The sequence below is a fragment of the Virgibacillus sp. Bac332 genome (genome assembly GCF_003667785.1).
Taxonomy (GTDB): Bacteria; Bacillota; Bacilli; order Bacillales; family Amphibacillaceae; genus Virgibacillus; species Virgibacillus salarius.
In genome coordinates this window covers 2,695,646-2,721,896 of the sequence record NZ_CP033046.1, presented here as the reverse complement: position 1 = coordinate 2,721,896, position 26,251 = coordinate 2,695,646, and the positions used below count along the sequence as shown (strand labels likewise).

Below are 26,251 nucleotides of genomic sequence, written 5' to 3'. Positions count from 1 at the left end.
GTAAAGTATTTTTTAGAAAATTAATTTATTTATGATAATTAATAATAAACTATCAAAACACAAAATTACATTAATTCAGCTGGTAGAATTTCTAAACAACTTATAATAATGTTTGAGAATTTTCACCAAGAGTAACGAAAAAAAGACGTAACATGAAGCTGGCAGGTTATTGGAAGAAGGATTAATTATAATTGAAAATGATTTGTAATGCCAATAACGTATCCTCAGATGGATTTGCTTTTTTTATCAATATATATTAAAATGAATAAAATTATTTTCTAATATTAAGAAAGGGAGGCAAAAAGTCATGGAAACTGTTTTCAGAAGAATTGCAACAGAAGTAAAGTCATATTTACATCTAGGAGATATACTTTTAACGGGATCAGTCTGTCCTTTTTTAAGCAAACTTCATATAGAAACCAGATACCGGAAGCTTTTTGTCTTTTTATTTTAGAACTGTAGAAACTGTTAAATTGTTTGTGCATTTTGATTAAATACTAATTAGTAACTAGACGCCGGTTTTTATATGGTGTCTTTTTTGCATATACAAGAGAAGAATTGTGTTGTATATGTGTATTCATCCTCTTGTTGGATGAATTCATAAAAAAGTGTAAAAAGACCAGATAAGGAACTACCAAATAACGAAAAAAACTGTTGCAATAATTTGTGTGGAACCAGAAGTTTAGAAAGGGTGAGAAAATTGTTTAAAAGGCTTAGGCAATATAGAAATGTTTCAGTGTTCCAAGCGCTTCTAATTTAGAATAATAATTAGAAGCGAGGGATAATAATATGAAAAAGCAAAAAATCTTTACTAAATCATTTATATTCTTATTTATAAGTAACTTTTTAGTTTTTATAGGGTTTGAGATGTTGTTACCTATTTTACCAGCCTATTTGTTAAGCATGAATGCATCTTCCATTCAAGTAGGTCTAATGACAACATTATTTACACTAGGCGCTGTTCTATTCAGACCTTTTATAGGCTACTATTTAATTGATAACCAACGGAAAAGTCTTGCCATTATTGCAAGTGCCGCTTTAATGATTATTACAATGCTATATCCTTTTCTTAATATTATTTGGCTTTTGCTATTGTTACGACTTTTCCATGGCGCAGCGTGGGGAGTATCAACCACAGCCAATAGTACAATGGTAGTCGATTTAATTTCCAATACACGATTAGGAGAAGGGATAGGGTATTTTTCTATTTCAACAACGGTTGGGGCTATCATTGCACCAAGTGTAGGTATCCTTATCTATGACTCTTTTTCTTTCAATATTTTAATTTGGTCATCAGTAGTACTCAGTCTTTTGGCAGTAATTGCGCTTTATTTTGTATATTCACCTACTCCTGTTAAACATGAGAAACAATCATTTCAATTTTTTGAAGCGATTTTCGAGAAAGACGTGTGGTTCCCAGCATTACTGACGGTCATTACAACACTTGGTTTTGGAGCAATTATTACTTTTTTGGTTCTTTTTGGAAAACAAAAGGGACTAGATCATATTTTTCTATTTTTCCTTATCAATGCGACTGTCTCCACTTTACTACGTCCTTTTACAGGAAAATGGTATGACAAAAAAGGACCTTGGTCTATCATCATTGTTTCAGCAATTCTAGGTTTTTTGTCACTTGTGTTGCTATCATATACGACAAATAATCTTTATCTTATTATTGCAGCGATTTTATTTGGTGCAGGTTATGGAACTGTTATGCCATGTTTACAAACATGGACTGTTCAAAAGGTAAGTGAAGAAAAAAGTGGCGCTGCCAACGCAACCTTTCTTTCCAGTTTTGACATTGGTGTTGGAGTCAGCGCATTTATATTAGGAATCTTAGCTGAATGGATTAGTTTAGAGATGATCTTCAGGATTGTTAGTCTAAGTTTTATTTTTGTTGCAGTTTTAGTCTATAAGGATTTTTCAAATGAAAAGAAAAGGTCTAAAAAATATATAAAATTGATATAATAGCAAATCCACTTCTAGTTAATAGAGGTCTTTTTAGTTGATATTTTCCTTAGCGTACAGAATTCACAAAATGTTGACTGAACCCATTATACGATTATAAGAGTAAGCATTTTTAATTGAATTATGTGAAATATCGTACTTAAAGTAACGGGTGCTTTAACTATAGAAAACCAAAGTATTTTGAATAACTCCATTTAGGTTTTTTTGCAACAAAAACCGCAATAAATGCGGTTGAAAAATTTTGCTAAGTTGGGTCTCGTATCAGTTTTATTTACAGTGGATTAAAAGACCATTTAGAAAAACGTTAAAGAAAAATAAATGCAGGGAAATTAATTCTCTAACAGAATATATAAATAGGAAGAGAGAGGTTCAAGTCCTCTCTCATATAATATCTACCCACGTACATTGTTTGTTCCCTATCTTCCCCCAAATGTACCCCAATTAGATTCATTAACTTACTTTATCCTACGTTCTTGAAAACAAGCAAAACCTTGATACAGAAGGTTTATAAGGGGTTTGATGTAACGCTTTGCAATATAAAAAAATAATAGCCCTATTGTCTTTTTCATAAATAAAATATAACCAATATCAGAAAAATCGTTCAAATTGATTGAGATCAAAAATATATTCATTAACTTCTACAGTTATTTTTTATGCAACGCTAGTGTAATTTCCTAGACTATAAAAAAGCTTGCAAAGAAACAAAAAAGTTTCTCTACAAGCTTCTGATTTCTTATAGTAATCCGATTTATCATTATATTCACTTGTGATTCGTTTTGTTTACGTAATGACGAATATGCTTGTTTATACCAGCTAAAGTGATATTGGCAGGGTCGGCAGTGATGTCTAATTCTAAACTAGAACCATCTGTCGGTAACGTATTGTTAAAAACTTCTTCGTATGCTTCAACAGATAGCTCTTTTCTTGATGATAGTAGATGATCATGTTGATCTATTAGTAAATGTTCACGAAAATTCGGCTGTATTATCCCTGTAAAGAATTCACCAACAGCTCCTGATCCATAACTAAACAATCCGATTCTCGAACCTGCTTCTAAGCCTTTATTCTGCTCAAGCAGTGAAAGGAAACTTAAATACAAAGAACCGGTATAAATATTACCAACATGCTTATTATACAGCTTACTGTATTCCAGGTTTTCTAAAAGACGTTCTTTATCTTCTGTTGTTCCTTCCTCATATATCGTACGTAATGCTTTTAAACCCATCTTTGTATATGGTAAATGGAAGCAAATGGCTGCAAAGTCAGCTAACGTCAATAATGATTTTTTCTTATAATCTTCCCATACTTCTTCGAAGAAAGAAATATATTTTTCATTAGAAAGCTTTCCATCTACCATAGCTGTATCCGAATATACTGGGCGCCAAAAGTCCATTACTTCAGATGTTAAATATGCGCTTTTGTCCTCTAACGCAAGAATCGCCGGATCAGCACTAACCACTATTGCAACTGCACCTGCACCCTGGGTAGCCTCACCACCAGTATTCAATCCATATCTAGCAATATCAGATGCCAACACTAACACCTTACTATCTGGATTTAAGGCGATATGACCTTTTGCTAACTGTATTCCAGCAGTAGCTCCGTAACAGGCTTGCTTTACCTCAATTGTTCGTGCATGTTGGTTTAATCCGAGTAATTCGTGAATATACACACCTGCTGCTTTTGAATTATCAATTCCAGATTCTGTACCGAATATAATAAAATCGATGTTTTCCTTATCTTTATCATCTAGTATATTCCAAGCTGCATTAGCAGCCATTGTCACTGAATCTTGTGTAATTGGAGCAACAGCCATCTTTTCCTGACCAATTCCAATCGTAAATTTTTCTGGCTCCACGTCTCTAGCCACAGCTAATTTATTCATATCTACATATAAATGTGGTGTGTAAAACCCTATTTTGTCTATACCTATCTTCAATGTTCTACTCCTTTACTAACTAATGTCATTTTTATAACCATCGTATTCGTTACATTAGTGATTCTCTTCACAATCGTTTCCTTTATTATTACCAACACCATAAATGATAATATAATCTAACTACAAAAACAATCATCGTGTATTAACGGTTTCATATTTTAATGTAGATATATTAATTAATATTCCAACAGAAATTAGCATAAACAGCAAAGAAGAACCCCCATAACTTATAAAAGGAAGCGTAATCCCTGTAACTGGTAACATTCCAGAAACTGCTCCAAGATTTAATATAGCTTGAATAATTATTTGAAATGTCAAGCCCAGAGCTAATAATTTGGGAAACATATGTCTCTGTTGAAAAGCTATATGAATGCCTCTATAGAAAATCATTAAATAAGCTGCTAGCACTATAATTAAACCTACTATGCCGAGCTCTTCTACTATAATTGCCATAATAAAATCCGTGTGAGCTTCAGGTAGATAACCTAATTTTTGAACACTATTCCCTAGTCCATTACCAGTTATTCCTCCTGCTGCTATTGCGATATAGGAGTTTATGAGTTGATACCCATCAGTAGCAGCGGTTTCAAATGGCTGTTGAAAAGATGTTAAGCGTTGCAACCGATACGGTGATGTGTATGCAAAATAACTTACACCTAAGATCGCAATAGTACCTAGCGCGACTAAATGTATAAATCTAACTCTAGAACAGAATACAATAATTCCACAGGAAAATAGAATTAGAGAGGCTGTTCCAAGATCTGGCTGTAATAAGATAAGCATAAATACAGTTGCTAATAGCAGAAGAGGTGGAAGAACACCTTTGCCAAACTTGTGAATATACGATTGTTTTCTCGCATATATATAGGCAAAATATATAACCATTGAAACTTTGATAGCTTCTGTTGGTTGAAAGACAAATCTACCTATTGAAATCCATCTTTGTGCATAATTCCTTTCTATTCCAATACCAGGAATTAATACAAGAACTAAAAAAAATATAGATGATATAACTAGCAATGGAACCATTCTATTTATCCGATGCAGTGGTATAAGTACGGTGACTATCAAGAATAAGAAACCAATTAACACCCAAAGAAACTGTCTAACAAAAAAATGAGTACTATTATGATAAACTTCATACCCAATCGGATAACTAGCACTATATACCATTACTAAACCAAATGCCGATAACAAAAGAACAGTTATTAATAAGAGATAATCCATTTGCTGTATTTTTTCTTTCATTTAATCACCTTGTGTCAATACATTTTTTCCAAATACATAGCGACGATTAGATCTGATTCGGATACTAGCTATTATTCCTAATGCAATTAAATTAGTTAATAAAGCACTACCACCATAGCTGAGAAAAGGAAGTGCAATACCCGTTATTGGCATCAAACCAACTGTCATAGCAATATTTTGGAAAATTTGAAATGCCATTAACCCACTAATACCAATACAAAGATAAACACCAAACAAGCTACCTGAATGAAATGAAGTCATCATAATTTGGTAAATTAGTAGAAAATACAACAATAGCAATATACTTGCACCTATAAATCCAAATTCCTCACCGATAACCGTAAAGATAAAATCAGTGTGCGCTTCTGGAATTTGCCCATTTTGGACTTGCACACCCTGGTTAAACCCGTTTCCTGTTAATTGCCCAGAACCAATACCTAGGATAGCCTGCTTTAATTGATAACCATAATCGGATGCAAATTCATTCGGATTCAACCAACCATAAATTCTAGATAATTGATGATCTTGAAAAAAACGAGAAAACAACTCAAAATTCAAATAGTATAAGGTTATTAGTAGAATAATTAAAGCAATTAAGCTAACGGTTAACAATAAAAGCATAGCTGTAGAAATATGGGAGACAAATAAAAACGTCAATGTAGAGGCTACGATCATTAAGCCCGAACCTAAATCTGGTTGCATTAATACGAAAAATAATGGTATTACCGTTGCGATGGAAACCTTTAATACAACTGGAATACTAGCAATGAATGATAGACGTTTACTACCAGCCTTCTTTAAAAGAACAGCAATATAAAGAATTAAAAATAGTTTCATAAACTCAGAGGGTTGTAACTGAAAGATCCCCAAATCTATCCATCGCTGAGAACCATTTTTTACTGTACCGAACAATTGGACATAGACTAACATCAAAACCCCAATAAGGTACATTGGAAAAGCCCATTTTTCTAGTAATTCATAGTCAAACCAAGCAACCATGATCAACATAAGAAATCCAACTATATACCAAAACAATTGTCGTTTTACAAAGTAAAACTCATCTGCCACTGCATACTGACCAGACCCACTATACACAGCCACCAGACTAAATAAAAATAAACAGATTAAGATAATAATTAAAAAACGTATACGGCTAAACGTAGTGTCCTTCATGAATTTAGTTACCTTTCATAGATAATAGAGTTTATGTATTCTCCTAAACACCAGTAAATGATTGATGCTCCCTGTCGCTTCCCATTCAAAATAGTTAACATAGTAACCTTATCCATTGTTGACACTTTACTAAATGGGCTAACTGATAGAAATTGATCATGAAAATAATGACCATGCCGAAAATTGCAATTGTCCGCTGTCATGAATTTATTCCTCCCAAGCGTATCTTCATTTAGCTTATCTTCATGATGACATAATGTCAACAAAAAATGACAATAAGTCATCAATATAGAATTTGAGATAAGAATTTAGCCAAAGAGAAAGCCGAACTAGATTCGAAACGTTTTACCCGCTCTCATTTGAATCTAGTTCGGCTTTTTGGTTGTAAAAATATTTTACATATTTATAATTTTTCCCTATCATTTTTCTTTAAAAGTGAAGGCTTTAGGATAAGATATATCTCATCTCCATCGTGTTCTTATACACCGCGTTTATTCCCCCAGAGAAAGGTATGTAATTGAGGGAGCACCCGCACATCTTTTAAGATGTTGTTTGTCATTACACGTTCAATAAGCGCTTCGTATTTCTGAAGTAAGTGCTCCATCAATTTATCTGAACTTTCCATACCAATTTCATCATTTCCTACTTGAAGAAATAATTTAGCCTGAGGATACCTTTTATGAATCTGTTCAGCGTATGTTAAGTCACCCTCATCAAATATCACAATTTTTAAGCTATATTCTCCTTTTTGTCGATGTTGTAACGAATCAATTATAAAATCTAACGTTTGATAATTGGTTTTCATCCCTGAGCTAGGAGGCTTTGGTGATAACGTTAGATCATCAATTTTAGTAAACCACGATTGCCATCTACTTCCCTGTGTCTCAATAGCAACTTTTATTTGTTCGTGATGGAGTAAATCAATCAAGCGACTCAATTGGCTAAGTAACGCTGGGTTGCCACCTGAAATCGTTACATGGCCGAATTGATCTCCACCCTTTTGATATAAGGTTTGCATTATTTCCTCTGCTTCCATCATTTGAATGAGATGTTTCTCTGATCCGTCCCATGTAAATGTTGAATCACACCATGAACAGGAATAATCGCAACCAGCAGTTCGTATAAACATGGTCTTTCTTCCAATAACCATTCCTTCCCCTTGAATGGTCGGTCCAAATATTTCAATTACTGGTATTTTCATCTATATTCTCCTTTGGACGATAAACACAATAACTAGAAGGCGTTTCCCGTAAATACACTTGGATACAACGCGGAGAATGCGAAAAACCATCTAAATATTCCTGTACTAATTCATAAATCGTCCGAGCAACAATTTCTGTTGTTGGAAAGGTATTAGGACACACATTTGAAAAAGCAATATCTTTATTCATAACACCATGATCAAAGCGTTTATGAATCAAATCCTTTATTTCTTTAAAATCAACTAAAAATCCTGTGTGGTTAAGTGTTTCACCAACAATCGTAATATTTGTAAAATATGTATGTCCGTGCATGGACTGACATCTCCCAGTGTCTTGATGTGGAATATAATGTGCTGCTGCAAAATGAAAGTCTTTGTTAATTTCATAGGAATAGTTATGATGTGGAACAGGATAGATTTGTTGTATCATTTTGCTTGCTCCCTCTTCCGATTAGTTTCATATTTTTCTAACCCATTTTTTCTTAATTTACATGCCGGACATTCCCCACATCCACTGCCTTTGATTCCGTTATAGCAGGTCAACGTATTATTTTTCACAAATGAAAAAGCCGCTAGCTGGTCACTTAACTCCCACACCCCTGCTTTATCCAACCACATAAGCGGTGTATGCAAAACAAATTGTTCATCCATTGCTAAATTTATTGTTACATTCAGTGATTTAATAAAAATATCCCGACAATCTGGGTAACCACTAAAATCCGTTTCACAGACACCAGTTACTAAATGTTTGGCATCTATTTGCTTAGCTAAAATTGCTGCGAACGATAAAAACATAAGGTTTCTTCCAGGGACAAAGGTAGATGGTAGCTCTCCCTCATTTTCTGTTATCTCGATATCTTTTCGAGTTAACGCATTTGGTGCTAACTGATTTAACAAACTCATATCCAACAGATGATGTGTAACTTCCAAGTGTTCACAAATATTTCTCGCAACTTGTAATTCTTCGATATGGCGCTGACCATATTGAAATGTTACTGCTTCTACATGTTCAAACTTTCTCAGCGCCCAAAACAAACAAGTAGTACTGTCCTGGCCTCCACTGAATACAACTATCGCTTTTTGGTCGTTCATCGACGCTTCTCCTCCTCGACAAAGAAGAGTGTTCGTTAACTAGCATTTCCCATCAAAAAAACAACACTAAGAAGGGTGTTGTTTTGGTCTCCTTAGTTTTTTATAGAGGGATGGAATTGCGAACCTCTCCTGTATTTTTACAGATTTCTTAATTAAGTTGCAGCTCTAGTTTATCATTCATAAACTAATTATGAAAGATACTTCTTTCTTTCACTATAAATGTAGCTTGAATAGGTTCATTACTATTTGTATAAGTCACAGAAGTTCGGCTATAAAGCAATGCCCACTTCTGAAGAATTTAGAGCTTTTAATTTTCCGTAAGCAATGATCGGTTATTTTCAACGAAGGGATATATGTATAGCAATACTTTTGCATTTTAGAAGATCTTTAATATATTTTATTTCATTAAGCTAGGTAATATCGTTACTATTTGCGGAAATACGATTAACAATACGATGCAAATGATCATCCCAATGATCATAGGCACAGCTCCTCGGAAAATTGTCTGTACTGGAATATTAGTCGCGACTCCTTTAATAACAAAGATACTAATTCCTAACGGGGGTGTTAATGATCCTATATTGATTGCCATCACCATAATAATTCCAAACCAGACACCATCAAATCCAAGTTCCATAATAATCGGATAAATAATTGGAAGCGTTAAAACGATTAAGGATAAGCCTTCGATAAAACATCCTAATATAAATAATACAATTAATATTAAGATCAGAATTACATATGCGTTAAGTTCTAACCCACTCACAAAGGAAGTAAGCTTCACAGGTAGTCTGCTAATTGTGAGAAACTGACTAAATAATGTAGCTCCGATAAGTATTAAAAAGATATAGGCAGTTAACCGTAACGATTCATTAAATGATTGCTTTAGTTTATTCCAGTCAAGTCTTCTAGATAAAAAAGCGAAAATAATTGCACCCATTGCTCCTACACCCGCAGCTTCGGTTGGTGTAAAAACACCTAAGTAGATTCCACCAATACTAATTAAGAATAAGCCTAAAAATGGCCAAACATTTTTTAATGTAAGTAATTTCTCACGAATTGTTGCTTGTTCAGATCTCGCAGGTGCTAATGTTGAATTACGCTGAACAAGAATTGCAATAATAATCATAAAGATAATGACCTGAATGACACCAGGAATAATACCTGCTATTAATAATGCCCCAATTGCTTCCCTTGTTTGAATTCCATATAAAATTAAGATCACACTTGGCGGAATTAATATTCCAAGTGTACCACCTGCTGCTACACAAGCTGTCGATAGACTCGGTTGATATTTAAATTTTTCCATTTCAGGAAGTGAAATTTTAGAAACGGTTGCAGTTGTCGCATTAAGTGAACCAGAAATGGAAGAAAAAATGGCTGCAGTACCAATGGTGGCCATTGCTAATCCTCCCCGAAGATGACCAACCCAACTGTCTACAGCTTTGTATAAATCCTTTCCCAATCCCGTGTATGAAAGAATCATGCCCATCAAAATAAATAATGGGATAACACTTAACGAATAGGAACTCGCCGTGTCAAATGGAGTCCTACCGAGCTGAGCAAATGCCACATCCCAACCTCTTATTAATGTTGTACCTGTCAAGCCTACAAATAAAAGAGAAATACCTACGGGAACCTTTAGTAATAACAAGACAATCAATGCAATAATACTAATAAAACCGATTATTTCAGGACTCATTTGAATGAACCACCTTTTGCAAATAATGAATAGCATGCAGAAATGCGGTTAGCGCGAATAATATTGTCCCTATAACTGCTAACATGGCGATCGGAAAAAGTGGAATACGTAAATCACCTGTTACCGTATGAGCGTAAAAGAGACGAATTGCATATTCACAGGTACTCCATGCTACAAGTAGCATTAAACCCGTGATTAACAAATTAATGGCAGATTCAAATATCCACTGTATACGAGTTGAGAATCGCTCAATTACAAAGTCAATTGTAATATGTCCCTCTCTGACATGTGTGTAAGCTAGGCTTAAGAAGATGACAAGTGATAGACCTAGCTCCGTAAAGTCGACCGTACCCGTGATAGGAGCTTTAAGAATCCATCTACTGAGTACATCTAATGTAATCAAGATCGCCATCAATAATAGAATGACTTGAGCAATATAATGAATGACTCTACTTAATTGCTTCATTATGCTGTCCATCTAATCACACCTTCTTTCTACTTCTTTAGCTCCGCTTTTAATTGAAATGCTCGATCATAAATATGTTGACCGGGATAGCCCCTATTTTCCATGTCATTTATCCATGCTTGAACAATTGGGTCCAATGCCTTTCTCCATGGAATTAATTGCTCCTCTGTTAAATCAATTACCTCTGCTCCATTTTCTATTGCTAATTTCCTTCCTGTCTGACCGTCTACATCAAAAACACTTCCACTTTCTATAGACGCTTCTATTCCTGTAGCTTCATTTATGACCTGTTTTTCCGAATCTGTAAAACGATAATATGCTTCCTTATTCATTACCGAAAAGAAAGGAGTTGCAGAGAAGTTGCCAATTGTGATATAAGCCGCTATTTCATGTAGACGATAATTATAAAGCGCTTCCAAAGGAATCATCGCTCCATCGATAACACCTCGCTCTAGTGACTCATAAACATCTCCCATTGGCATAGATACAGGTACAGCTCCTAATGCTTCCAAAATATCATTAGCTAACGGAGATGGAGACCGAACACGTAAACCTTTTACATCTTCAGGTGATTCAATACGGTGATTTTTCGTAATTAACTGAGCAGGTTCTGCGGTAAATAAAAATAATGGTATCGTATCGGCATGCTCCTCCTGAATACTTGGAAATTCTTCATAGAGATTTGCTATTATTTCCGAACCATGGACAGCTGTTTCCGCCAAAAAAGGTAGTTCCATAACAGACATCAATGGAAACCTCCCAGGAGAATATCCATGAACGCTTAATGCAATATCTGCTTCTCCGGTAACAGCCATATCATATTGTGATCCTGCCACTCCCAATGCATTGGAGGGATATAATTCATAGGTTATGTCTCCATCTGTCTTTTTTTCTATTTCATTACCTATACCTTGTAACACCTGAGTCTGAACCGGATGACTCCCGGGTAAAAAATGAGAAATAATTAAATTATGTTGTGATCCAGTGGAAGCTATTCCTTCAGAACAAGCTGTTAGTAAAAGCAATACAATAATCCCAATAAAATATCCAAGCTTATCAAACATCATTTTCCCTCCAAGGAATATATTCAGCCATCACCCTTTTGATAACGCTTCCATTTGGTATACAAAATTATATATAAGATCATATATGATGTCAATTGTGAATTGTCAGAAATTTTTTCTTCTGATTAGAAACGTAACGACTGGAGCGAGTCAACGGAGATAAGGAATCACGGTGTGCTTACGGACCGATGATGACTTATTGTAGAGCAATTCATGAAGTCACCTCGTTTCTGAGCGCTGAACCTGGACCCGGCTTGACACGCCCATATTTATCAACATAGGCTAATTTTTTAATTTCCTAAACTATGTAAAAGGAGCTGTCTGTATTCGTCAGCTCCCTACTTACATAACAGGAATATGAGCCTTTTTTACAAGCACGGGTTTCATCTTGTGAACAAGTACATACTCCACCTTATCTGTTCCCATAAGCATTGCCATCGTGTATAATTACCAGCAAAAAAATCGATCCAATAACACCTTGCATATTATATAAAGGCATCTCCATGGATTTGGTTACGTTGATGTTTAAATGCTTCCTTTGTATTTAATTTATGCATACGAGCTACCTTTTCAACCGTTTCAAAATCAGCTTTTCTACGAAGTAAATCTATGAGTTGTTGATGCTCTTGAATAGAAGCAAAAGCACGTTTAGGATGAAATGCAGAACCTGTTCTCCGTATTGAGTCTAACTTTCTCCAAGATTTGCGAATTTCCTCAACCAAAAATCTATTTTCACAATGGGTATAGATTAAATCATGAAACTGCCGATTTAATCTTCCGAAAGCCTGAAAATCAAATGCTTCAATAGCCTCTTTCATTTGTTGATTTTTCGTTGATAACTCCGTTATTTTCTCTTCTGAGAAGCCCTGTTGGTTACTCAATGCAGTCGCATATCCTTCCATAACTGCTAATACGGAAATCGTATCTAAATACTCGTTTTTATCAATTGGCGTAACTACCGGTCCAATATTGTTCTGATAATCAATTAATCCCTCTGCTTCTAATTGCCGTACAGCTTCTCGTATTGGAATTGCACTTGTAGATAGTTCTTTTACTAATTGATTAATGACAATGCGTTGACCAGGTGCATAGTACCCTTCAATAATTCTTGATTTCATATAATCATAAGCTTTTTGTTTTTTAGTAATTGTTTTATTTTCCATAGTGGATTAATCATATACTATATTATATATGATGTCAAAATGGTTACATACCTCCTCTTCAACAGGTTACCCTTTAGGATAACATCAATTGGTGGCAGGCCTTTCCCAGCTATTTGGCATAAATATTTGATCGCTTTGTGCTAGTAACTATTTTGAACTTTCTCCAATACTATTTTTTATAGCGCTGATGAATATTATTTAATTTATACGTAGGAGAGATAAATTCATAGATTTCCATAGATAATGCAAGATAACGATCTTTATAGATCGTAGAAAAATGCTGTTCGATGGCACGAAACAAATCATCACCTAATCGCTTTTTTTCTTCTTCCGTTCGTCCTTTTCCTATTTTTAACGTAGCATGTACAAAAGCGTCATCTTGAGTACCATCAGCGACAAGATAATCACTCAATTCAATAGCTCTGGAACGAAGTCCACCAATCGGAATGATATCTTGATGGTTAAGTAGTGTGGTATTTATTGTTTTCAATAATTTTGGGATACTCGCCGCTTTTAAATTATCTGTGTATTCAATGATTACATGTGGCACAAGCTCTTCTCCTTTCGCCATATTAATTAGATAGAAAGGCTTCCTCCCCAACTATTGTATTGACAAGACGACCGATTTCTTCTATCTCGGTTACTACTTCATCTCCTACTGCTGTATCTATGGAGCCCTTTGGGGTGCCGGTTAAAATAATGTCTCCTGGGAACAGGGTCATAAATCCACTTAAGTATTCAATTAACTCTGGAATTCCTAAAAGCATATCAGCAGTTAATCCTTCTTGTGTTTTTTCTCCATTGACGTATGTACGCAATGCTAAATTCATAGGATCCTTCACATCGGCTTTATCTACATACCATGGTCCTATTGGTGTACAACCGTCACGATTTTTCACTCTTAAGTTTGGCCGGTAATAATTCTCTAAGTAATCACGTAACGCGTAATCATTTGCAATTGTGTATCCTTTAACATAATCATATGCAACTTCTTTTCTTATCTGTTTCGCTTCCTTGCCAATGACGACCGCTAATTCACATTCATAATGCATAAATGCAACATCACTTGGACGCATGGTGCTGGCTTTGTGACCAATTAGTGTATTTGGACCTTTAAAGAATACAAGTGGGTCTTTTTGAGTTGGAGAAAACGATAATTCCTTCGCATGATCGGCATAATTCAAACCTAATGTAAAAATTGTATTTGGCTTAACTGGAGGCAGCCACACTGCCTGATCTTCGCTTACCATTCTTCCATCATTTAGTTGGATACCATCCTCTGTAACAACTGCTTCATGGACAAGTCCCTGATAAGCAATTCGTGCATGCTTCATGCTCTCCCTCCTACTAGTGCTTCTTCGGTAGTTATCGTATTTTCTAATATACCTATCTTGTTAATTTCAATCTGTACAACATCATTTATTCTGGCAACAGGTGGGTCTTCTGGTATGCCAACTAATAGCACATCCCCTTTTGCTAATGTCATAAACGCGGTCACATCAGCAATTAGTTTCTCAACGGAACGAATAAGATTTTTCGTATTATTTTCTTGTTTCAACACACCATTAATCCTTACTCGAATCTGTAAATCATTAGGGCTATCTACAGAGTCACGTGTTACAACCCAGGGTCCAATTGGACAAAAACCATCGCGAGCCTTTTCTTTAATAGCTGGTCGATAAACACTATCATGTGGAATAGTAACATCATTTACAATCGTATATCCTTCTACGTACGATAATGCTTCGACTTCATTAACCTTGGTTGCTGATTTACCTATTACAACACCTAAGGCTGCACCCATCTCTAGTTCTGAAATGTCCTCAGGTAGGACAATCATCGATCCTGCAGAAGCAAATGTATTGACAGGTTTAATATATAAAATCGGTGCTTTGGGAGGGGCTAGATATGGTGCTTCATACATAGCCTTTTCTAGTTGTTTGTATTCGCCCTGATAGTTTAATAACGTACCGTAAACTGTTCCAGACACAGGGATATCATACGAAACCTCCTCTTGCTTATACGATGTTCCAGCAATTTCGATTTTCCCATTTTCAACATCGACCTTGGCTTCCCTATAATGCTGTATACCTGACATCTTTAAGCGAACGGTTTTCATGATTCATCATCCTTTTTTCTGAGCTATATACCAAGCTTAAGCAATACCCAATCCTGTTACAAAAGATTATTGCTTAAGCTCGAAGTACTATGAAAAAATATACCCATAAGCCTCATTGCCCATTGACTAGCTTACTTTTGCTCTTATGTTGTTCTCCTTAAGTGGGCTGTAAAAGTTTCCCGTATTCAACCAAGGTTTCACGAATTTCGTTTTGAAGCGATTTTGAAGGTAAATCCATCGGCAGTCGTAATACGGGTTCGATTTTCCCCATCATCCCTAAAGCTGTCTTTACTGGTGCAGGGTTTGTATCTTTAAATAGGACATCATTTAATTTCATTAATTCAAAATGCAAGTCTTGTGCACGCTTCACATCCCCCATTGTCCATGCATCATGCATCTCCGCTACCTTTGCTGGTTCTACATTAGCTGTTGCACTGATTGATCCTGCACCACCAATAGTCAACATCGGATAACAAAGTAATTCAATACCTGAATATAATAGGAAGTCTCTACCACAACGAAGCATTACTCTGTTCACATGTTCAAAATCCTTATTTGATTCTTTAACACCCACAATATTTGGACAATCCTCATTTAATTTAGCTAATGTTTCTACTTCCATATTTAATGCAGTGCGACCCGGAATATTATATACAATAATTGGTATATCCACCGAATCTGCTACCGTCTTGAAATGCTTATATAATGCTTGCTGATTCGGTTTATTATAATATGGAACAATAACCATGGCTGCATCTGCACCAATTTCTTGTGCCTTTCTTGTTAAATACATGGTTTCATCGTGGTTCGTTGAGCCAGTACCTGGTGCAAATGGTACTCGACCATTAATTGTTTTCTTCGCGTTATCCATTACTTTGACCCGTTCTTCAATGGTCAGTGAACTTGGTTCCCCTGATGTACCTGTAACAGAAATCGCATGTGTACCATTGTTCAACTGATATTCAATCAGTTCCGATTGTTTATCGTAATCAATTGAAAAATCAGCTTTGAACGGTGTAATAACTGGAGTGATTGACCCCCTTAAACGCTGCTTTATTTCCTCATATGTCTTGGTCATTTTGCTCATCCTTTCTTTTCATTAAACGATTTGAATTAACCTATAGTACAAATTGCGGTTTTCTTTTTTTCAATTTCGGTTCATGTAGCGGCAATTTTCTCTCAGTTTGTACATCCAAAACTCTAGACGCTTCTTCAAACCAGCTGTCCGGCGCTTCATGTCCCCAAAATGTTTGTCGCATTGGATCATCTAAATCCCACTTAATTGGTTTGAAGTCGGGGTCACTCGTTAAATAATCTCCATTATATAATTCAATTCGATGACCATCTGGATCTCTTAGGTACAAGAAGAAGGCATTGGATAATCCATGACGACCTGGCCCACGTTCAATATTTGGTCCATACCCCATAGCCGCAAGCACATCACAACCATCTATTAAACTCATTGGGTCTTTTAGCCAAAAACCAATGTGATGTAGCCGTGGTCCTTGCCCATTCATGAATGCAACATCATGAACGGATGGCTTACGATGTAGCCAAGCAGCCCATATTTTATCTTCTTCTCCAACGGTATATTCTGAACACATAAATCCAAGTTGGTTGATATAAAAGTCATATGCTTGCTCCACATTTGGTACCATACAGTTAAAATGATCAATCCGCTGTACTTTCGCACCTTTATACAGGTCATAGCGTTGTAATAGGCGGTCAACCGTCTCCATTTCTGCGTAAAATTCTAATGGTAAACCAGAAATATCTTGAACTCGTAATGCACGCCCAAGTGCTCGTTGTGTCCCTTTTTCTAACCACTTCGCATCATTGCCTTGGCTAAGAAAGAATTTCTCCAGTTCATCGAGATCTTTTTCAGAGGTAACTTTATAGCTTATTGCTTCCACAGCAGCCTCCGGTTTCTTTCTTAACCAGAGGCTGTGATGATTGTGTTCTTCCAGCCCGCGGAAAAAAATATTCTCATCATCCGCTTCTGACTCGATAAATCCGAGCGCTTCATAAAAAGCTTTAGACTTTTTTAAATCGGTTACGTGTAAAATGGCACGACCTGAACGAATAATATCAAAGTTCATGCTGGCATTCCCCTCCCCATATAAAATCATGACAGCTATTACTTTCCAAATTGCGGAATAGGATGATCCTTTAAAGCAACATGGATAATTTGTGTTTCCGTATAGAATTCAAAGGCATAATGTCCACCTTCACGACCAATTCCACTGTGCTTTGATCCTCCAAATGGTGTTCTTAAATCACGTACATTCTGTGAATTCACCCATAACATACCAGAATCAATCGCTTGAGCAACACGATGCCCCCGTTGTATATCCTGTGTCCAAACGTAACCAGCTAAGCCGTAGCGAACATCGTTAGCTAAGTCAATAACTTCTTGTTCATCTGTAAATGTCATTGCAGCAATAACTGGTCCAAATATTTCTTCCTGTATCACACGCATTTGATTAGTTGCATTCAGAATAAGGGTTGGCGCAACGTAATTACCTTTGCTGTCTGGAACATTTCCACTAATTACTTCGCATCCTTCTTTTTTAGCAATTTCAAGATAATTCCTGACATTAGCATAATGATTTTTATGAATAAGTGGACCAACCTGTGTATCTGCTTCTAACGGATCTCCTACTTTTATCTTGTTTATACGTTGTTTTAACTTATGAATAAACTCATCAGCTATATGTTCATGCACATACAAGCGCGAATTCGCCGTACAGCGCTCTCCATTAAACGAGAATATCCCCCATGTACATGCATCAAGTGCACGTTCAACATCAGCATCGTCAAAAACAATAATTGGTGATTTTCCACCTAACTCCATAGAAAAGCTCTTCAAAGCGTCCGCACCATTTTTTAAGATTTCTGAGCCAGTAGTCGTCTCTCCAGTAAATGAAATCAACTCAACATCGGGATGTGCTACAAGGGAAGCACCTGCTGTTTCTCCATAACCGTGAACTACATTAAATACGCCTTTAGGAAGTCCTGCCTTGTCTATGATTTCTGCCAATCGATTAGCAGTCAATGGAGACCACTCCGCCGGCTTTAAGATAACGGTATTCCCAGTAGCCAATGCTGGTGCTATTTTCCATGTTTCTAACATAAATGGTGCATTCCATGGTGTAATTAACCCAGCAATACCAATTGGTTTATGAATGGTATAATTTAAAAATTCATCATCCACTTGATATGCTTCTCCTACCATGCGCGTAGAAACCATTTCAGCATAAAAACGGAAATTATAGGCTGCTCTACTCACCATTTTCTTGGTTTGACTTATTGGTAAACCAGTATCAAATGATTCTAGAGGGGCTATCTCTTCAATATGCTCATCAATAAGATCTGCAATTTTGTAGACATATGCAAGCCGATCTTTTACTTTTAAGTTGCCCCATTCTCCGTTAAAGGCAGCTCTTGCTGCCTGTACAGCTTTCTTAATATCAGCTTGATCACCTGATGCAACCTTGTTTATGGTTTCATTTGTATATGGACTTATATTTTCAAATGTGTGCTGACTTTCGGCTTCAACGAATTCTCCATTGATATAGAGCTTGATATCTTTTGTTTGCTGTTTCATTTTCAAATGCTGATCAGCTACTTGATTAGCCATGTGATTTCCACTCCTTTGAATATAATATATTAAATCATATATAATAATTTCGATCGTTAACTATACATATTCAACGGGTTCATGTTTTCCGTATTTTCCACCGAAGAATGTTAACGGATTTCCATCTGTTACATTCATATCGATCACTTTACCAATAAACAATGTATGATCTCCAACTTTTACGCTACGATCTAAATCACATACTATGGAGGCTAGAGCGTTTTGGATTACCGGAACTTGTTGTATATAATCAAATTCTATTTCCTCGTCAGCATTTGCTTGACCAGCAAAGTGCATGGAAATATCCTGCTGCTTATCAGACAGAAAACTAACAGCAAATTTCTCAGACTGGTTTATTTTATTTAACATATTAGCTCGATTGTCAATGGAAACCGTTATCAATTGAGGATCTAGTGAAACAGACATAAACGCATTCGCTGTCATGCCATGATGATTATCTCCCGATTTTGTTGTAATTACCGTAACTCCAGTGGCAAATCTCCCCATTGCATTACGAAACTCTCTGTTTTCCATGCTAATTCTCCTCCCTCTATATACTTTAATTATCTTCAAAATACTCTTGTTTTCTTAGAATTAATCAAGCACCATTTCATTGAATGTATTGATGGATAAAGCGTTTAATCAGAGTACAGAATATTCTAACCGGGTTTTATCCATCCTAACAGCCAAATTGTGTACATTTGGTTGAAAAGGGATATAACCATGCCCTCATTCTCCACACCGCTTATGGTCGCTCACCCTCCCATGTATCACGGGATTTTAATCCATACATTCCTTCGTCCTGCGTATCCACAAGGTGGAGGTCGGAAAAAGCTCCTATGCTGGGTCTGGTGCCCGAATGGAATAAATAATCTCCGACTCTGCATTATTGGTGTTTGTTCATTCCAAAACTTAGATGCATTTTTTCAACTACTTTGAAATAGCTTAAACTGCCTGCAATTCTTTCATTTGAGTTAAACCTTGTAATAGCTTGCTACCTTCAAATTCACATTGTTTTCTGCCAATCACAAACAGTACACGTAGTAATTTGCCGCACATTGCAATCAATGACTGTTGTTTCTTCAACGGGTTGACGGATCGGGTCGTGTAATATCTGTGCAGGGTCTTGAACGTCGAGTTACTGGCTACTAATGGCCTAACGGCCAGATATAAAGCTTTTCTCAGCTTTTTCCGCCCTCGTTTTGTTATCCTTGTTTGTCCCTTGAACTTCCCTGAACTATGTTCTCGTAACGACAAACCTGCCATATTGACCAGCTGTTGTGGATGGTCATATTTTTTGAGGTCTCCGACCTCAGAGAGAAAGGTGGCTATGGTGATTGACCCCAGCCCTTTAATATTCATCATTTCCTGGGCGCCTGGAATGTCTTTCATGAGATCTGTAATTTCCATGTCCAGTTCGGTTAATTGGCTCTGATAGAGCTCGTATTGGTCTAAGAGACTGTGTATTTCTTTTCTTGCGAAACGCAATCCAACTTCAATGCCGACACTCTTCCTTGCCTTCTCAATGAACTGAGTTGCACGCTTGATTCCGACGCCTCGCTTAATTGTCGTTTTCCATTGTGCTAATACTTCCTCCGGAGTCACGCCTCGGAGGTCGGATGGAAACGGAAAGTTACGTAAGCTGAATAAAGCTGTCTTGCCTTCCCAGTCTTTGAATACATCATTAAACTCTGGGAAATATCGCTGAATATGGTTTTGAATGCGTCCTTCAATGATAATCAGCTGTTTGACGAGTTGATCTCGTAATTTGATCCCTTCCCGCAGTTCGGCATAAATGCCATCGAGAAGATTTGGTACGGAGTATCGTCCGTCTTTTATCAGCTGTGCAATGACACGCGCATCCTTGGTGTCATTTTTCGTTGGTGAGTTATCATCGAGTTCTTTGGACTTTTTCACGTGCATAGGGTTTACCAGCACAAAGTTAATATCTTTTGCTTTCAGATAATAAGCAAGGCTCAGCCAAAAGTGTCCTGTTGGCTCTGCACCGATGATTAATTCACTTTTACGGTGTTCTTTTTGAAGTCTGGAGACCCAGTTTAAAAGCTGTTCAAAGCCATGAACGCGATTGTCGAAGATCAGTCGTTTTCCAAATTCAAACCCTCGGTCATCCTGCGCACGTGCCACGTGTTTGTTTTTAGCGATGTCGATTCCTACAATTAATGTTTCTGGTGTGATTTGCGATAGTTTGTGATTTTGATTATAATTCATAGTGAGACCTCTCCTTGGTATTTATTAATTTCGGGGTCAATGCGCATTGACACCCTGTACTATACCAAGGGGGCTCTTTTTTGTTCAACCCTCAAATTTCTTCATTACAGGAATGCTCCTTTATTGTAAGATGGAAACTGACTCTACGGAAATCATGGAAATTACTTAGAACATCTATCTTGGTAGTCTTACTCATAACGCATTCGATTTTACTACCACCAACCATTGGCTATCACCGTTATATTGCAATATACCACTTGAGAACCTTATAGCTTCCTTCATGTGGCTGCCTGTTGGCTTAAGTAAATTACAATTTATAACTGTATTAGAGAAAGTAATTTTCATTTGATAATGAACACCGAGCCAATTTCTAGGCTCAATGTATTACCATCAATTTTATTTGGCTTTTATAATAAAAATTTTATAATTTCACTTGCCCCATGTGCTGACTACTTAAAAAGTCCCGAACTTGGGCTTTATACACTTCTTTATCATATTTATCAAAATACGCCATGCCCATTTTAATTGGATCGCCAAAAAAGTAGTATTCATAATGCGTTTGGCGACTACCAAATGCACTCATTGTCAAATCCCAAGCTAAACGAAAAATCTGTACGCGCTCATAACCTTCAACGTTTTTTCCTTGCATAGCACGATGAAGAATTGGACCAATTTCTTCATTTTCGAAATCAGCATATGTTGGTATTCCCATCATGCCTGATGCCCCTAAAATCCTTAGTATTTCAGCCATTCTCGGATAAACACGAGGAAACCAATTTCTAGCAGCATCTAAAGCTTGGAAATTAGGTGTCATCATCCCCCACCTATCCAATTTAGCGCTATGCTCAGCTCGAAATAGATGAGATTTCATTGTTTCTAAGGTAAGCATGATTTCTGTGCCTTTATCTTTTACGTGCTGGAATCCATCAATGCCAATCGAATCCATTAGTGTAAGAACAACCCCAAGCAGGAATTCAGTTTTAGCGATATCCTTGACAATCACTTGATGTGTCATATGCACAACTGCATTCGTCTCAGAAAATGCCCGATTACATATGGATGAATTTTCTAAAACGAAGATTCGGTCCCACGGTACAAGTACATGATCAAATGCGACAATGGTATCCCCTTCTTCAAATTTAGAACTGAGTGGATGATCATATTGATTCTTTCCATAGTCAAACGATTCACGACTCAAATACTTTAGTCCTGGTGTGTTATTCGGAATTGCAAAAGCTAACGAATAAGGATCGTCTAATTCACCTGATTTTTTAACTGTAGATGGAAATACTAGAATTTCATCCGTAATACCACCTTGCGTTGCTAAAAGGCGAATCCCATCAACTACGACACCTTCATCATTTTTTTCTACTACATGAAGAGCGACATTTGCATCTTTCTGCTCAGCCTGAATCTTTGCACGATTCACCTGTGGGTGAATTAATGTATGGGTCAAACTAATGTCTTTTTCCCTTGCAAAAGTAGCAAAGTTCCTTGCGTTTTCAGCAAACATTGGGTCACCCTCGGCATAGAATTCACTTGCTGCTCCCATTGCCATAACATCAGCATTTAAATAATCAGGAGATCTTCCCATTAACCCTTTCGTAAAACTTTGCCATTCCATAATTGCCTCACGTCGCTCGATTAGTTCATCAATGGTGGTTGGTACCATAAATGTCTTCCCTACTTGGTCTCCTGTAGTAGGAGAAGTGTAGAGCATTTTTTTTGGTTTTTCATATTGAATATCATATAGTCTTGCCATGGACTGAACTGCATTTTTAAATGCCGGATGCTCTGTTACATCTTCAACACGTTCTCCATGAATATACACATTATTATTCGCTTGCTTTAAACGATCGATATATTGTTTTCCTGATTTTGCTGGCATATACTTTCCTCCTATACTTTATTATTGTAAGCGATATCATTTCGGTCCAATGCACAAACTTTTTTCTGAATAATACCTTTAATTAGAATAATAGCACGATTATTTCTATATTAATAATATCTATTTCATTAGTAATCTATATATATAATATATATTTGTTTTAAAAGATATTGTTTTTGTACATCAAATCATATATAATCCAATAAAAGTAAGCGTTACCAACTAAAAAAGGATGAATAGCTCAATGGAAATAAGACATTTACGGTATTTTCAAGCTATAGCTAATGAAGGGCAAATTACCCGAGCAGCTAATAAATTACATATGGCCCAGCCACCACTAAGTCAAAGCTTGAAGTCATTAGAAGAAGAACTAGGAGTTAAATTATTGGAACGTAACGGGCGTAAAATGGAATTAACAGATGCAGGAACAGTACTCTATAATAAAATTAACGAATTGTTCGATACATTAGAAGAAACAATTACAGAGGTAAAAGAAACTGGGACGGGTACGAAGGGAAGTATTTCGCTCGGTTGTGTGAAAACTTGCTTCTCTCACATACCAAGGCAAATAAAGCTATTTCAGGAAAAATACCCTCACGTACACTTTTATTTAAAAGAAGGAGATTCCTATTCGCTTGCTGAACAACTAAGTAATCGAGATATTGACATTGCCATTATTCGTTTACCATTAGAGATGCAAGCCTTTAATTCCCTTTCCCTTCCGGATGAAAAATATATCGTAGTAATGCCAGAACAATGGTGCGAATCTTCCATGATAGCTACTACAATGAGACAACTAAGCACATTTCCATTGTTACTATTACACAGAATTAGCGGCATTGGACAATATGAATTAATCCTTGATCAATTTGAAAGTTTTAATCTACACCCTAAAATAGTCTGTGAATGTCCAGATGTAGACATGATTCTCCAACTTGTTAGTGAGGAGGTTGGAGCAACAATTGTTCCTGAGTCGACACTATCTGGACATCAATTACGTGGGCTAAAAACATTAACAATAGAAGATAATACAATCATTTCTCAGTCATCTCTTATTTGGTTAAAGGACCGTTACCTTTCTAAAAGTACAAGGCGATTTATTGAATTATTTCAATCCGAAAAGCTTGAGAAAGAAACTATCTTCGAATGACCGATTGGATGATACGCATAAGATTTGTCAGTTTCAACCATTTAAATCATTCCTCCAGGATGAATCGCATACATTTTACCATCTAATGCAAAGGAAGCTTTACCTGTTTCTTCTGATACAACAAGTACAACTGCGTCACTAATTTCAGATAATCCTAATGCAGCCCTATGTCGTGTTCCCATTTTTTTATCACCTGCTACCTGTTGAGAGAGAGGAAGAACATTTCCCGCAGAGATTATGGTATTCCCTTTAATTAGGACAGCGCCATCATGAAGTGGGCTTCCAGGGTAAAATATGGATTCCAATAAGGCATAACTAAGATTTGCACCAACTGGAATCCCAGAATGTAGGAATGTTTCCAACATATCATTTCGTTCAACAACCATGAGTGCCCCGTGTTTACGCTCGGAAAAATGTTGTATCGCTGTTGATAAGGCTTGATAGCGATCAGTGTATGAGGATAAGTATGAATTTAAATAATACGAAGCAGCTGTCTTTTGTAAATCATGAAACGTATGATGGATATGCTCAAACTCATTTAATATACAGCAGTCTTTTCTTTCAATTGTATCAAGCACATGATTAATATCAGATGTAATTTGTGTTAAATATTTGCTTAAATGGTTCTGCATTTCATCAGATAGCCCTAGATTAACATTATCCATTTTACACACCTCTATCTTTTTTATCGGTTCTACTTACTTTTTCCCTTTAAAAGAAAGGTATACGGACATCTATTGTTTTATATTATTTATTGAAGTATATATCGTTAATTAACATCCCCAAGATAAACGGGAGGCTTTACTTCAGCCATATATTCAATTAAATAGGGACGAAGTGCTTTTGGATATAGCCGATAGTTCTCAATGCTTGAAATAGGTAGCCAAGCTACATCAATTTGACCATCATCAGGAAGAACGCCATTCATTACTTGGCTTCTATCTCCCTCTAAACTAGCAATAAACATATATTCGATTTGATGCGTATCCCCATCATATGTGGCATGTTCATGATTTTTTCCGATATATTCACGTATGCACAATAATTCACCAATTTCTACAACTGCACTTATCTCTTCTAATACTTCTCTTTTTAAGGCCTGATGTAAATTTTCACCTTTATTTTGCCCACCTCCAGGCAACAAATAATAATAGCCATCTCTATCTTGTTTCATTATTGTTAAAATTTCACCCTCATGAATAATAATTGCTTTGGCAGAATTTCTAATCCCCATAACTTTCCCTCCTACGCTTTTTTACGCTTGTATTCTCATGTGCAAAGTTATTGATTAATTAACTTAGAGTAATGAATCGTTTATCATTACATATAAAATTAATCTAATTAAACCCAGATGAATAATTAGTCTTTTTATACTTTTCAAAACTGGCTGTAACGTAAGGCAGTGTATTATTCATGCGGAAAAATTACTCATCCTCTATGCTAATCTATTAATAAGGGAGCTCTATTTCTTAACATAGACTCCCTCTTGTTGAGATCACTTTGACTGGAGCTTCTGCTGGAGCAGACGTAATTCCTGATTTAGTTCAGCTAACATAACTTCCATTCCCTCTTTTTTAGTCAAATCTGTTGACAGATAAATTGGTTTGCCATATATAATTTTCGGTTTCACACGCGTCAACAGATCTTTAAAATTATTTGGCCCACTATAAGCCACCGGAATAATTGGAACATTCGCATGTCCTGCAATCGTAACTGCACCTCTTTTTAAAGGAACTTCCTCACTCGTTCTCGTACCACTTGGAAAAATCCCCACAACCTTTCCCTCAGATAGTAAACGTCTGGGAATTTTAATGGTACTCGGACCAGGATTTTCTCTATCAACTGGAAATGCGTGGAGCCCCTCCATCAACCATTTTAAAAATCGAGTTTGAAAGAGCTCTTTTTTTGCCATATAATGGATTTTTGTTGGCAGAACAGATACTCCGAGCCATAATATATCAACCCAACCTGTATGCGTACAAGCTATAACATAGCCACCTGATGTCGGTACATTTTGCTTTTCGTATACACTCAATCTTCCAAACAAACGTAATATTATTTTTAAAGCATGTGCTGCGAAATAATACATATCCTGAAACCCCTTCACTTTATAAATAGATTGATTTATTCTTACGACTTCATTCTAACATAAAGTATTAATACCTGATACTAATATTGTATAAAGCTCAACAATTTTTTTAAGCTTCTC

The 26,251-nt window shown here is 36.3% G+C and carries 25 protein-coding genes and 1 riboswitch; of the genes, 2 read left to right on the top strand and 23 right to left on the bottom strand.

Features of this window, described 5'->3' with window-relative positions; all coding sequences use genetic code 11:
- The first annotated feature begins 789 nt into the window (after nt 1–789).
- A complete protein-coding gene (locus tag D9782_RS12905; protein ID WP_121604949.1) occupies nt 790–1,968 on the top strand; it encodes an MFS transporter in 1,179 nt (392 codons plus the stop codon).
- 760 nt (nt 1,969–2,728) lie between these two features.
- Here D9782_RS12905 and D9782_RS12900 read toward each other — a convergent pair.
- From D9782_RS12900 to hpaB, 20 genes are all read right to left on the bottom strand, one after another.
- Entirely contained in the window at nt 2,729–3,907 is a 1,179-nt protein-coding gene (locus D9782_RS12900) for a hydroxymethylglutaryl-CoA synthase (protein ID WP_026681720.1), read from the bottom strand.
- A 132-nt stretch (nt 3,908–4,039) separates the two neighbouring features.
- Complete coding sequence (gene ftsW / locus D9782_RS12895; protein WP_121604948.1) at nt 4,040–5,155, bottom strand: putative lipid II flippase FtsW; 1,116 nt, start codon at nt 5,153–5,155, stop codon at nt 4,040–4,042.
- Complete coding sequence (rodA, locus tag D9782_RS12890; protein ID WP_121604947.1) at nt 5,156–6,328, bottom strand: rod shape-determining protein RodA; 1,173 nt, start codon at nt 6,326–6,328, stop codon at nt 5,156–5,158.
- Nucleotides 6,329–6,336: 8 nt separating this feature from the next.
- On the bottom strand, nt 6,337–6,531 hold the full coding sequence (locus D9782_RS12885) for a hypothetical protein (RefSeq protein ID WP_121604946.1): 195 nt from the start codon (nt 6,529–6,531) through the stop codon (nt 6,337–6,339).
- Between the two features lie 275 nt (nt 6,532–6,806).
- A complete protein-coding gene (queE, locus tag D9782_RS12880; protein WP_121604945.1) occupies nt 6,807–7,529 on the bottom strand; it encodes a 7-carboxy-7-deazaguanine synthase QueE in 723 nt (240 codons plus the stop codon).
- On the bottom strand, nt 7,510–7,959 hold the full coding sequence (gene queD / locus D9782_RS12875; RefSeq protein ID WP_121604944.1) for a 6-carboxytetrahydropterin synthase QueD: 450 nt from the start codon (nt 7,957–7,959) through the stop codon (nt 7,510–7,512). Before queD ends, queE begins: the two co-directional genes overlap by 20 nt.
- Nucleotides 7,956–8,621, bottom strand: a complete 666-nt coding sequence (gene queC, locus D9782_RS12870; protein WP_026681714.1) for a 7-cyano-7-deazaguanine synthase QueC — start codon at nt 8,619–8,621, stop codon at nt 7,956–7,958. Before queC ends, queD begins: the two co-directional genes overlap by 4 nt.
- A gap of 86 nt (nt 8,622–8,707) precedes the next feature.
- A riboswitch (PreQ1 riboswitch) is annotated at nt 8,708–8,754 on the bottom strand.
- A gap of 264 nt (nt 8,755–9,018) precedes the next feature.
- Complete coding sequence (locus D9782_RS12865) at nt 9,019–10,323, bottom strand: TRAP transporter large permease (protein ID WP_121604943.1); 1,305 nt, start codon at nt 10,321–10,323, stop codon at nt 9,019–9,021.
- Entirely contained in the window at nt 10,313–10,789 is a 477-nt protein-coding gene (locus D9782_RS12860; RefSeq protein ID WP_205601732.1) for a TRAP transporter small permease, read from the bottom strand. Before D9782_RS12860 ends, D9782_RS12865 begins: the two co-directional genes overlap by 11 nt.
- A 29-nt stretch (nt 10,790–10,818) precedes the next feature.
- Nucleotides 10,819–11,853, bottom strand: coding sequence for a TRAP transporter substrate-binding protein (locus D9782_RS12855; RefSeq protein WP_240455736.1), 1,035 nt, complete (start codon nt 11,851–11,853; stop codon nt 10,819–10,821).
- Between the two features lie 485 nt (nt 11,854–12,338).
- A complete protein-coding gene (locus D9782_RS12850; protein WP_026681710.1) occupies nt 12,339–13,016 on the bottom strand; it encodes a GntR family transcriptional regulator in 678 nt (225 codons plus the stop codon).
- 169 nt (nt 13,017–13,185) lie between these two features.
- Complete coding sequence (locus D9782_RS12845; RefSeq protein WP_026681709.1) at nt 13,186–13,566, bottom strand: 5-carboxymethyl-2-hydroxymuconate Delta-isomerase; 381 nt, start codon at nt 13,564–13,566, stop codon at nt 13,186–13,188.
- 22 nt (nt 13,567–13,588) lie between these two features.
- Complete coding sequence (locus tag D9782_RS12840; protein WP_121604940.1) at nt 13,589–14,350, bottom strand: fumarylacetoacetate hydrolase family protein; 762 nt, start codon at nt 14,348–14,350, stop codon at nt 13,589–13,591.
- Nucleotides 14,347–15,135 (bottom strand): fumarylacetoacetate hydrolase family protein, encoded by a 789-nt coding sequence (locus D9782_RS12835; protein ID WP_121604939.1) that lies wholly within the window; start codon nt 15,133–15,135, stop codon nt 14,347–14,349. Before D9782_RS12835 ends, D9782_RS12840 begins: the two co-directional genes overlap by 4 nt.
- Before the next feature lie 157 nt (nt 15,136–15,292).
- On the bottom strand, nt 15,293–16,213 hold the full coding sequence (gene hpaI / locus D9782_RS12830; protein ID WP_121604938.1) for a 2,4-dihydroxyhept-2-ene-1,7-dioic acid aldolase: 921 nt from the start codon (nt 16,211–16,213) through the stop codon (nt 15,293–15,295).
- Nucleotides 16,214–16,253: 40 nt separating this feature from the next.
- Complete coding sequence (hpaD, locus tag D9782_RS12825) at nt 16,254–17,234, bottom strand: 3,4-dihydroxyphenylacetate 2,3-dioxygenase (protein WP_026681705.1); 981 nt, start codon at nt 17,232–17,234, stop codon at nt 16,254–16,256.
- A gap of 38 nt (nt 17,235–17,272) precedes the next feature.
- A complete protein-coding gene (hpaE, locus tag D9782_RS12820; RefSeq protein ID WP_200862554.1) occupies nt 17,273–18,775 on the bottom strand; it encodes a 5-carboxymethyl-2-hydroxymuconate semialdehyde dehydrogenase in 1,503 nt (500 codons plus the stop codon).
- A 60-nt stretch (nt 18,776–18,835) separates the two neighbouring features.
- Nucleotides 18,836–19,309 carry a flavin reductase family protein gene (locus D9782_RS12815; protein ID WP_026681703.1) on the bottom strand — a complete coding sequence of 158 codons (474 nt, stop codon included), beginning with the start codon at nt 19,307–19,309 and terminating at the stop codon, nt 18,836–18,838.
- A gap of 411 nt (nt 19,310–19,720) precedes the next feature.
- Entirely contained in the window at nt 19,721–21,004 is a 1,284-nt protein-coding gene (locus D9782_RS12810; protein WP_121604937.1) for an IS110 family RNA-guided transposase, read from the bottom strand.
- A 421-nt stretch (nt 21,005–21,425) separates the two neighbouring features.
- Complete coding sequence (gene hpaB / locus D9782_RS12805) at nt 21,426–22,892, bottom strand: 4-hydroxyphenylacetate 3-monooxygenase, oxygenase component (RefSeq protein WP_121604936.1); 1,467 nt, start codon at nt 22,890–22,892, stop codon at nt 21,426–21,428.
- Between the two features lie 244 nt (nt 22,893–23,136).
- Here hpaB and D9782_RS12800 point away from each other — a divergent pair, with 244 nt between their 5' ends.
- Entirely contained in the window at nt 23,137–24,042 is a 906-nt protein-coding gene (locus tag D9782_RS12800; RefSeq protein WP_026681701.1) for a LysR family transcriptional regulator, read from the top strand.
- Nucleotides 24,043–24,083: 41 nt separating this feature from the next.
- On the opposite strand, the gene cdaS is transcribed toward D9782_RS12800, so the two are convergent.
- The 3 genes from cdaS to D9782_RS12785 all read right to left on the bottom strand — a co-directional run bounded on the left by cdaS (nt 24,084) and on the right by D9782_RS12785 (nt 26,131).
- The gene (cdaS, locus tag D9782_RS12795; RefSeq protein WP_026681700.1) at nt 24,084–24,707 is read right to left on the bottom strand and encodes a sporulation-specific diadenylate cyclase CdaS; all 624 of its coding nucleotides are present in this window, start codon (nt 24,705–24,707) and stop codon (nt 24,084–24,086) included.
- Between the two features lie 104 nt (nt 24,708–24,811).
- The gene (locus D9782_RS12790; RefSeq protein ID WP_121604935.1) at nt 24,812–25,276 is read right to left on the bottom strand and encodes an NUDIX domain-containing protein; all 465 of its coding nucleotides are present in this window, start codon (nt 25,274–25,276) and stop codon (nt 24,812–24,814) included.
- A 261-nt stretch (nt 25,277–25,537) separates the two neighbouring features.
- Nucleotides 25,538–26,131, bottom strand: coding sequence for a lysophospholipid acyltransferase family protein (locus D9782_RS12785; protein ID WP_026681698.1), 594 nt, complete (start codon nt 26,129–26,131; stop codon nt 25,538–25,540).
- Between the last annotated feature and the right edge of the window lie 120 nt (nt 26,132–26,251).

Coding starts and splice junctions, on each gene's coding strand:
- D9782_RS12905 (WP_121604949.1), top strand. CDS start 790: ATGAAAAAGCAAAAAATCTTTACTAAATCATTTATATTCTTATTTATA.
- D9782_RS12810 (WP_121604937.1), bottom strand. CDS start 21,004: ATGAATTATAATCAAAATCACAAACTATCGCAAATCACACCAGAAACA.
- D9782_RS12860 (WP_205601732.1), bottom strand. CDS start 10,789: ATGAAGCAATTAAGTAGAGTCATTCATTATATTGCTCAAGTCATTCTA.
- queE (WP_121604945.1), bottom strand. CDS start 7,529: ATGAAAATACCAGTAATTGAAATATTTGGACCGACCATTCAAGGGGAA.
- D9782_RS12835 (WP_121604939.1), bottom strand. CDS start 15,135: ATGAAAACCGTTCGCTTAAAGATGTCAGGTATACAGCATTATAGGGAA.
- D9782_RS12885 (WP_121604946.1), bottom strand. CDS start 6,531: ATGACAGCGGACAATTGCAATTTTCGGCATGGTCATTATTTTCATGAT.
- D9782_RS12865 (WP_121604943.1), bottom strand. CDS start 10,323: ATGAGTCCTGAAATAATCGGTTTTATTAGTATTATTGCATTGATTGTC.
- D9782_RS12815 (WP_026681703.1), bottom strand. CDS start 19,309: ATGGAAAACAGAGAGTTTCGTAATGCAATGGGGAGATTTGCCACTGGA.
- D9782_RS12855 (WP_240455736.1), bottom strand. CDS start 11,853: ATGTTTGATAAGCTTGGATATTTTATTGGGATTATTGTATTGCTTTTA.
- cdaS (WP_026681700.1), bottom strand. CDS start 24,707: ATGGATAATGTTAATCTAGGGCTATCTGATGAAATGCAGAACCATTTA.
- hpaI (WP_121604938.1), bottom strand. CDS start 16,213: ATGACCAAGACATATGAGGAAATAAAGCAGCGTTTAAGGGGGTCAATC.
- D9782_RS12850 (WP_026681710.1), bottom strand. CDS start 13,016: ATGGAAAATAAAACAATTACTAAAAAACAAAAAGCTTATGATTATATG.
- D9782_RS12785 (WP_026681698.1), bottom strand. CDS start 26,131: ATGTATTATTTCGCAGCACATGCTTTAAAAATAATATTACGTTTGTTT.
- D9782_RS12840 (WP_121604940.1), bottom strand. CDS start 14,350: ATGAAGCATGCACGAATTGCTTATCAGGGACTTGTCCATGAAGCAGTT.
- hpaD (WP_026681705.1), bottom strand. CDS start 17,234: ATGAACTTTGATATTATTCGTTCAGGTCGTGCCATTTTACACGTAACC.
- D9782_RS12800 (WP_026681701.1), top strand. CDS start 23,137: ATGGAAATAAGACATTTACGGTATTTTCAAGCTATAGCTAATGAAGGG.
- rodA (WP_121604947.1), bottom strand. CDS start 6,328: ATGAAGGACACTACGTTTAGCCGTATACGTTTTTTAATTATTATCTTA.
- ftsW (WP_121604948.1), bottom strand. CDS start 5,155: ATGAAAGAAAAAATACAGCAAATGGATTATCTCTTATTAATAACTGTT.
- queD (WP_121604944.1), bottom strand. CDS start 7,959: ATGATACAACAAATCTATCCTGTTCCACATCATAACTATTCCTATGAA.
- D9782_RS12790 (WP_121604935.1), bottom strand. CDS start 25,276: ATGGGGATTAGAAATTCTGCCAAAGCAATTATTATTCATGAGGGTGAA.
- hpaE (WP_200862554.1), bottom strand. CDS start 18,775: ATGGCTAATCAAGTAGCTGATCAGCATTTGAAAATGAAACAGCAAACA.
- queC (WP_026681714.1), bottom strand. CDS start 8,621: ATGAACGACCAAAAAGCGATAGTTGTATTCAGTGGAGGCCAGGACAGT.
- hpaB (WP_121604936.1), bottom strand. CDS start 22,892: ATGCCAGCAAAATCAGGAAAACAATATATCGATCGTTTAAAGCAAGCG.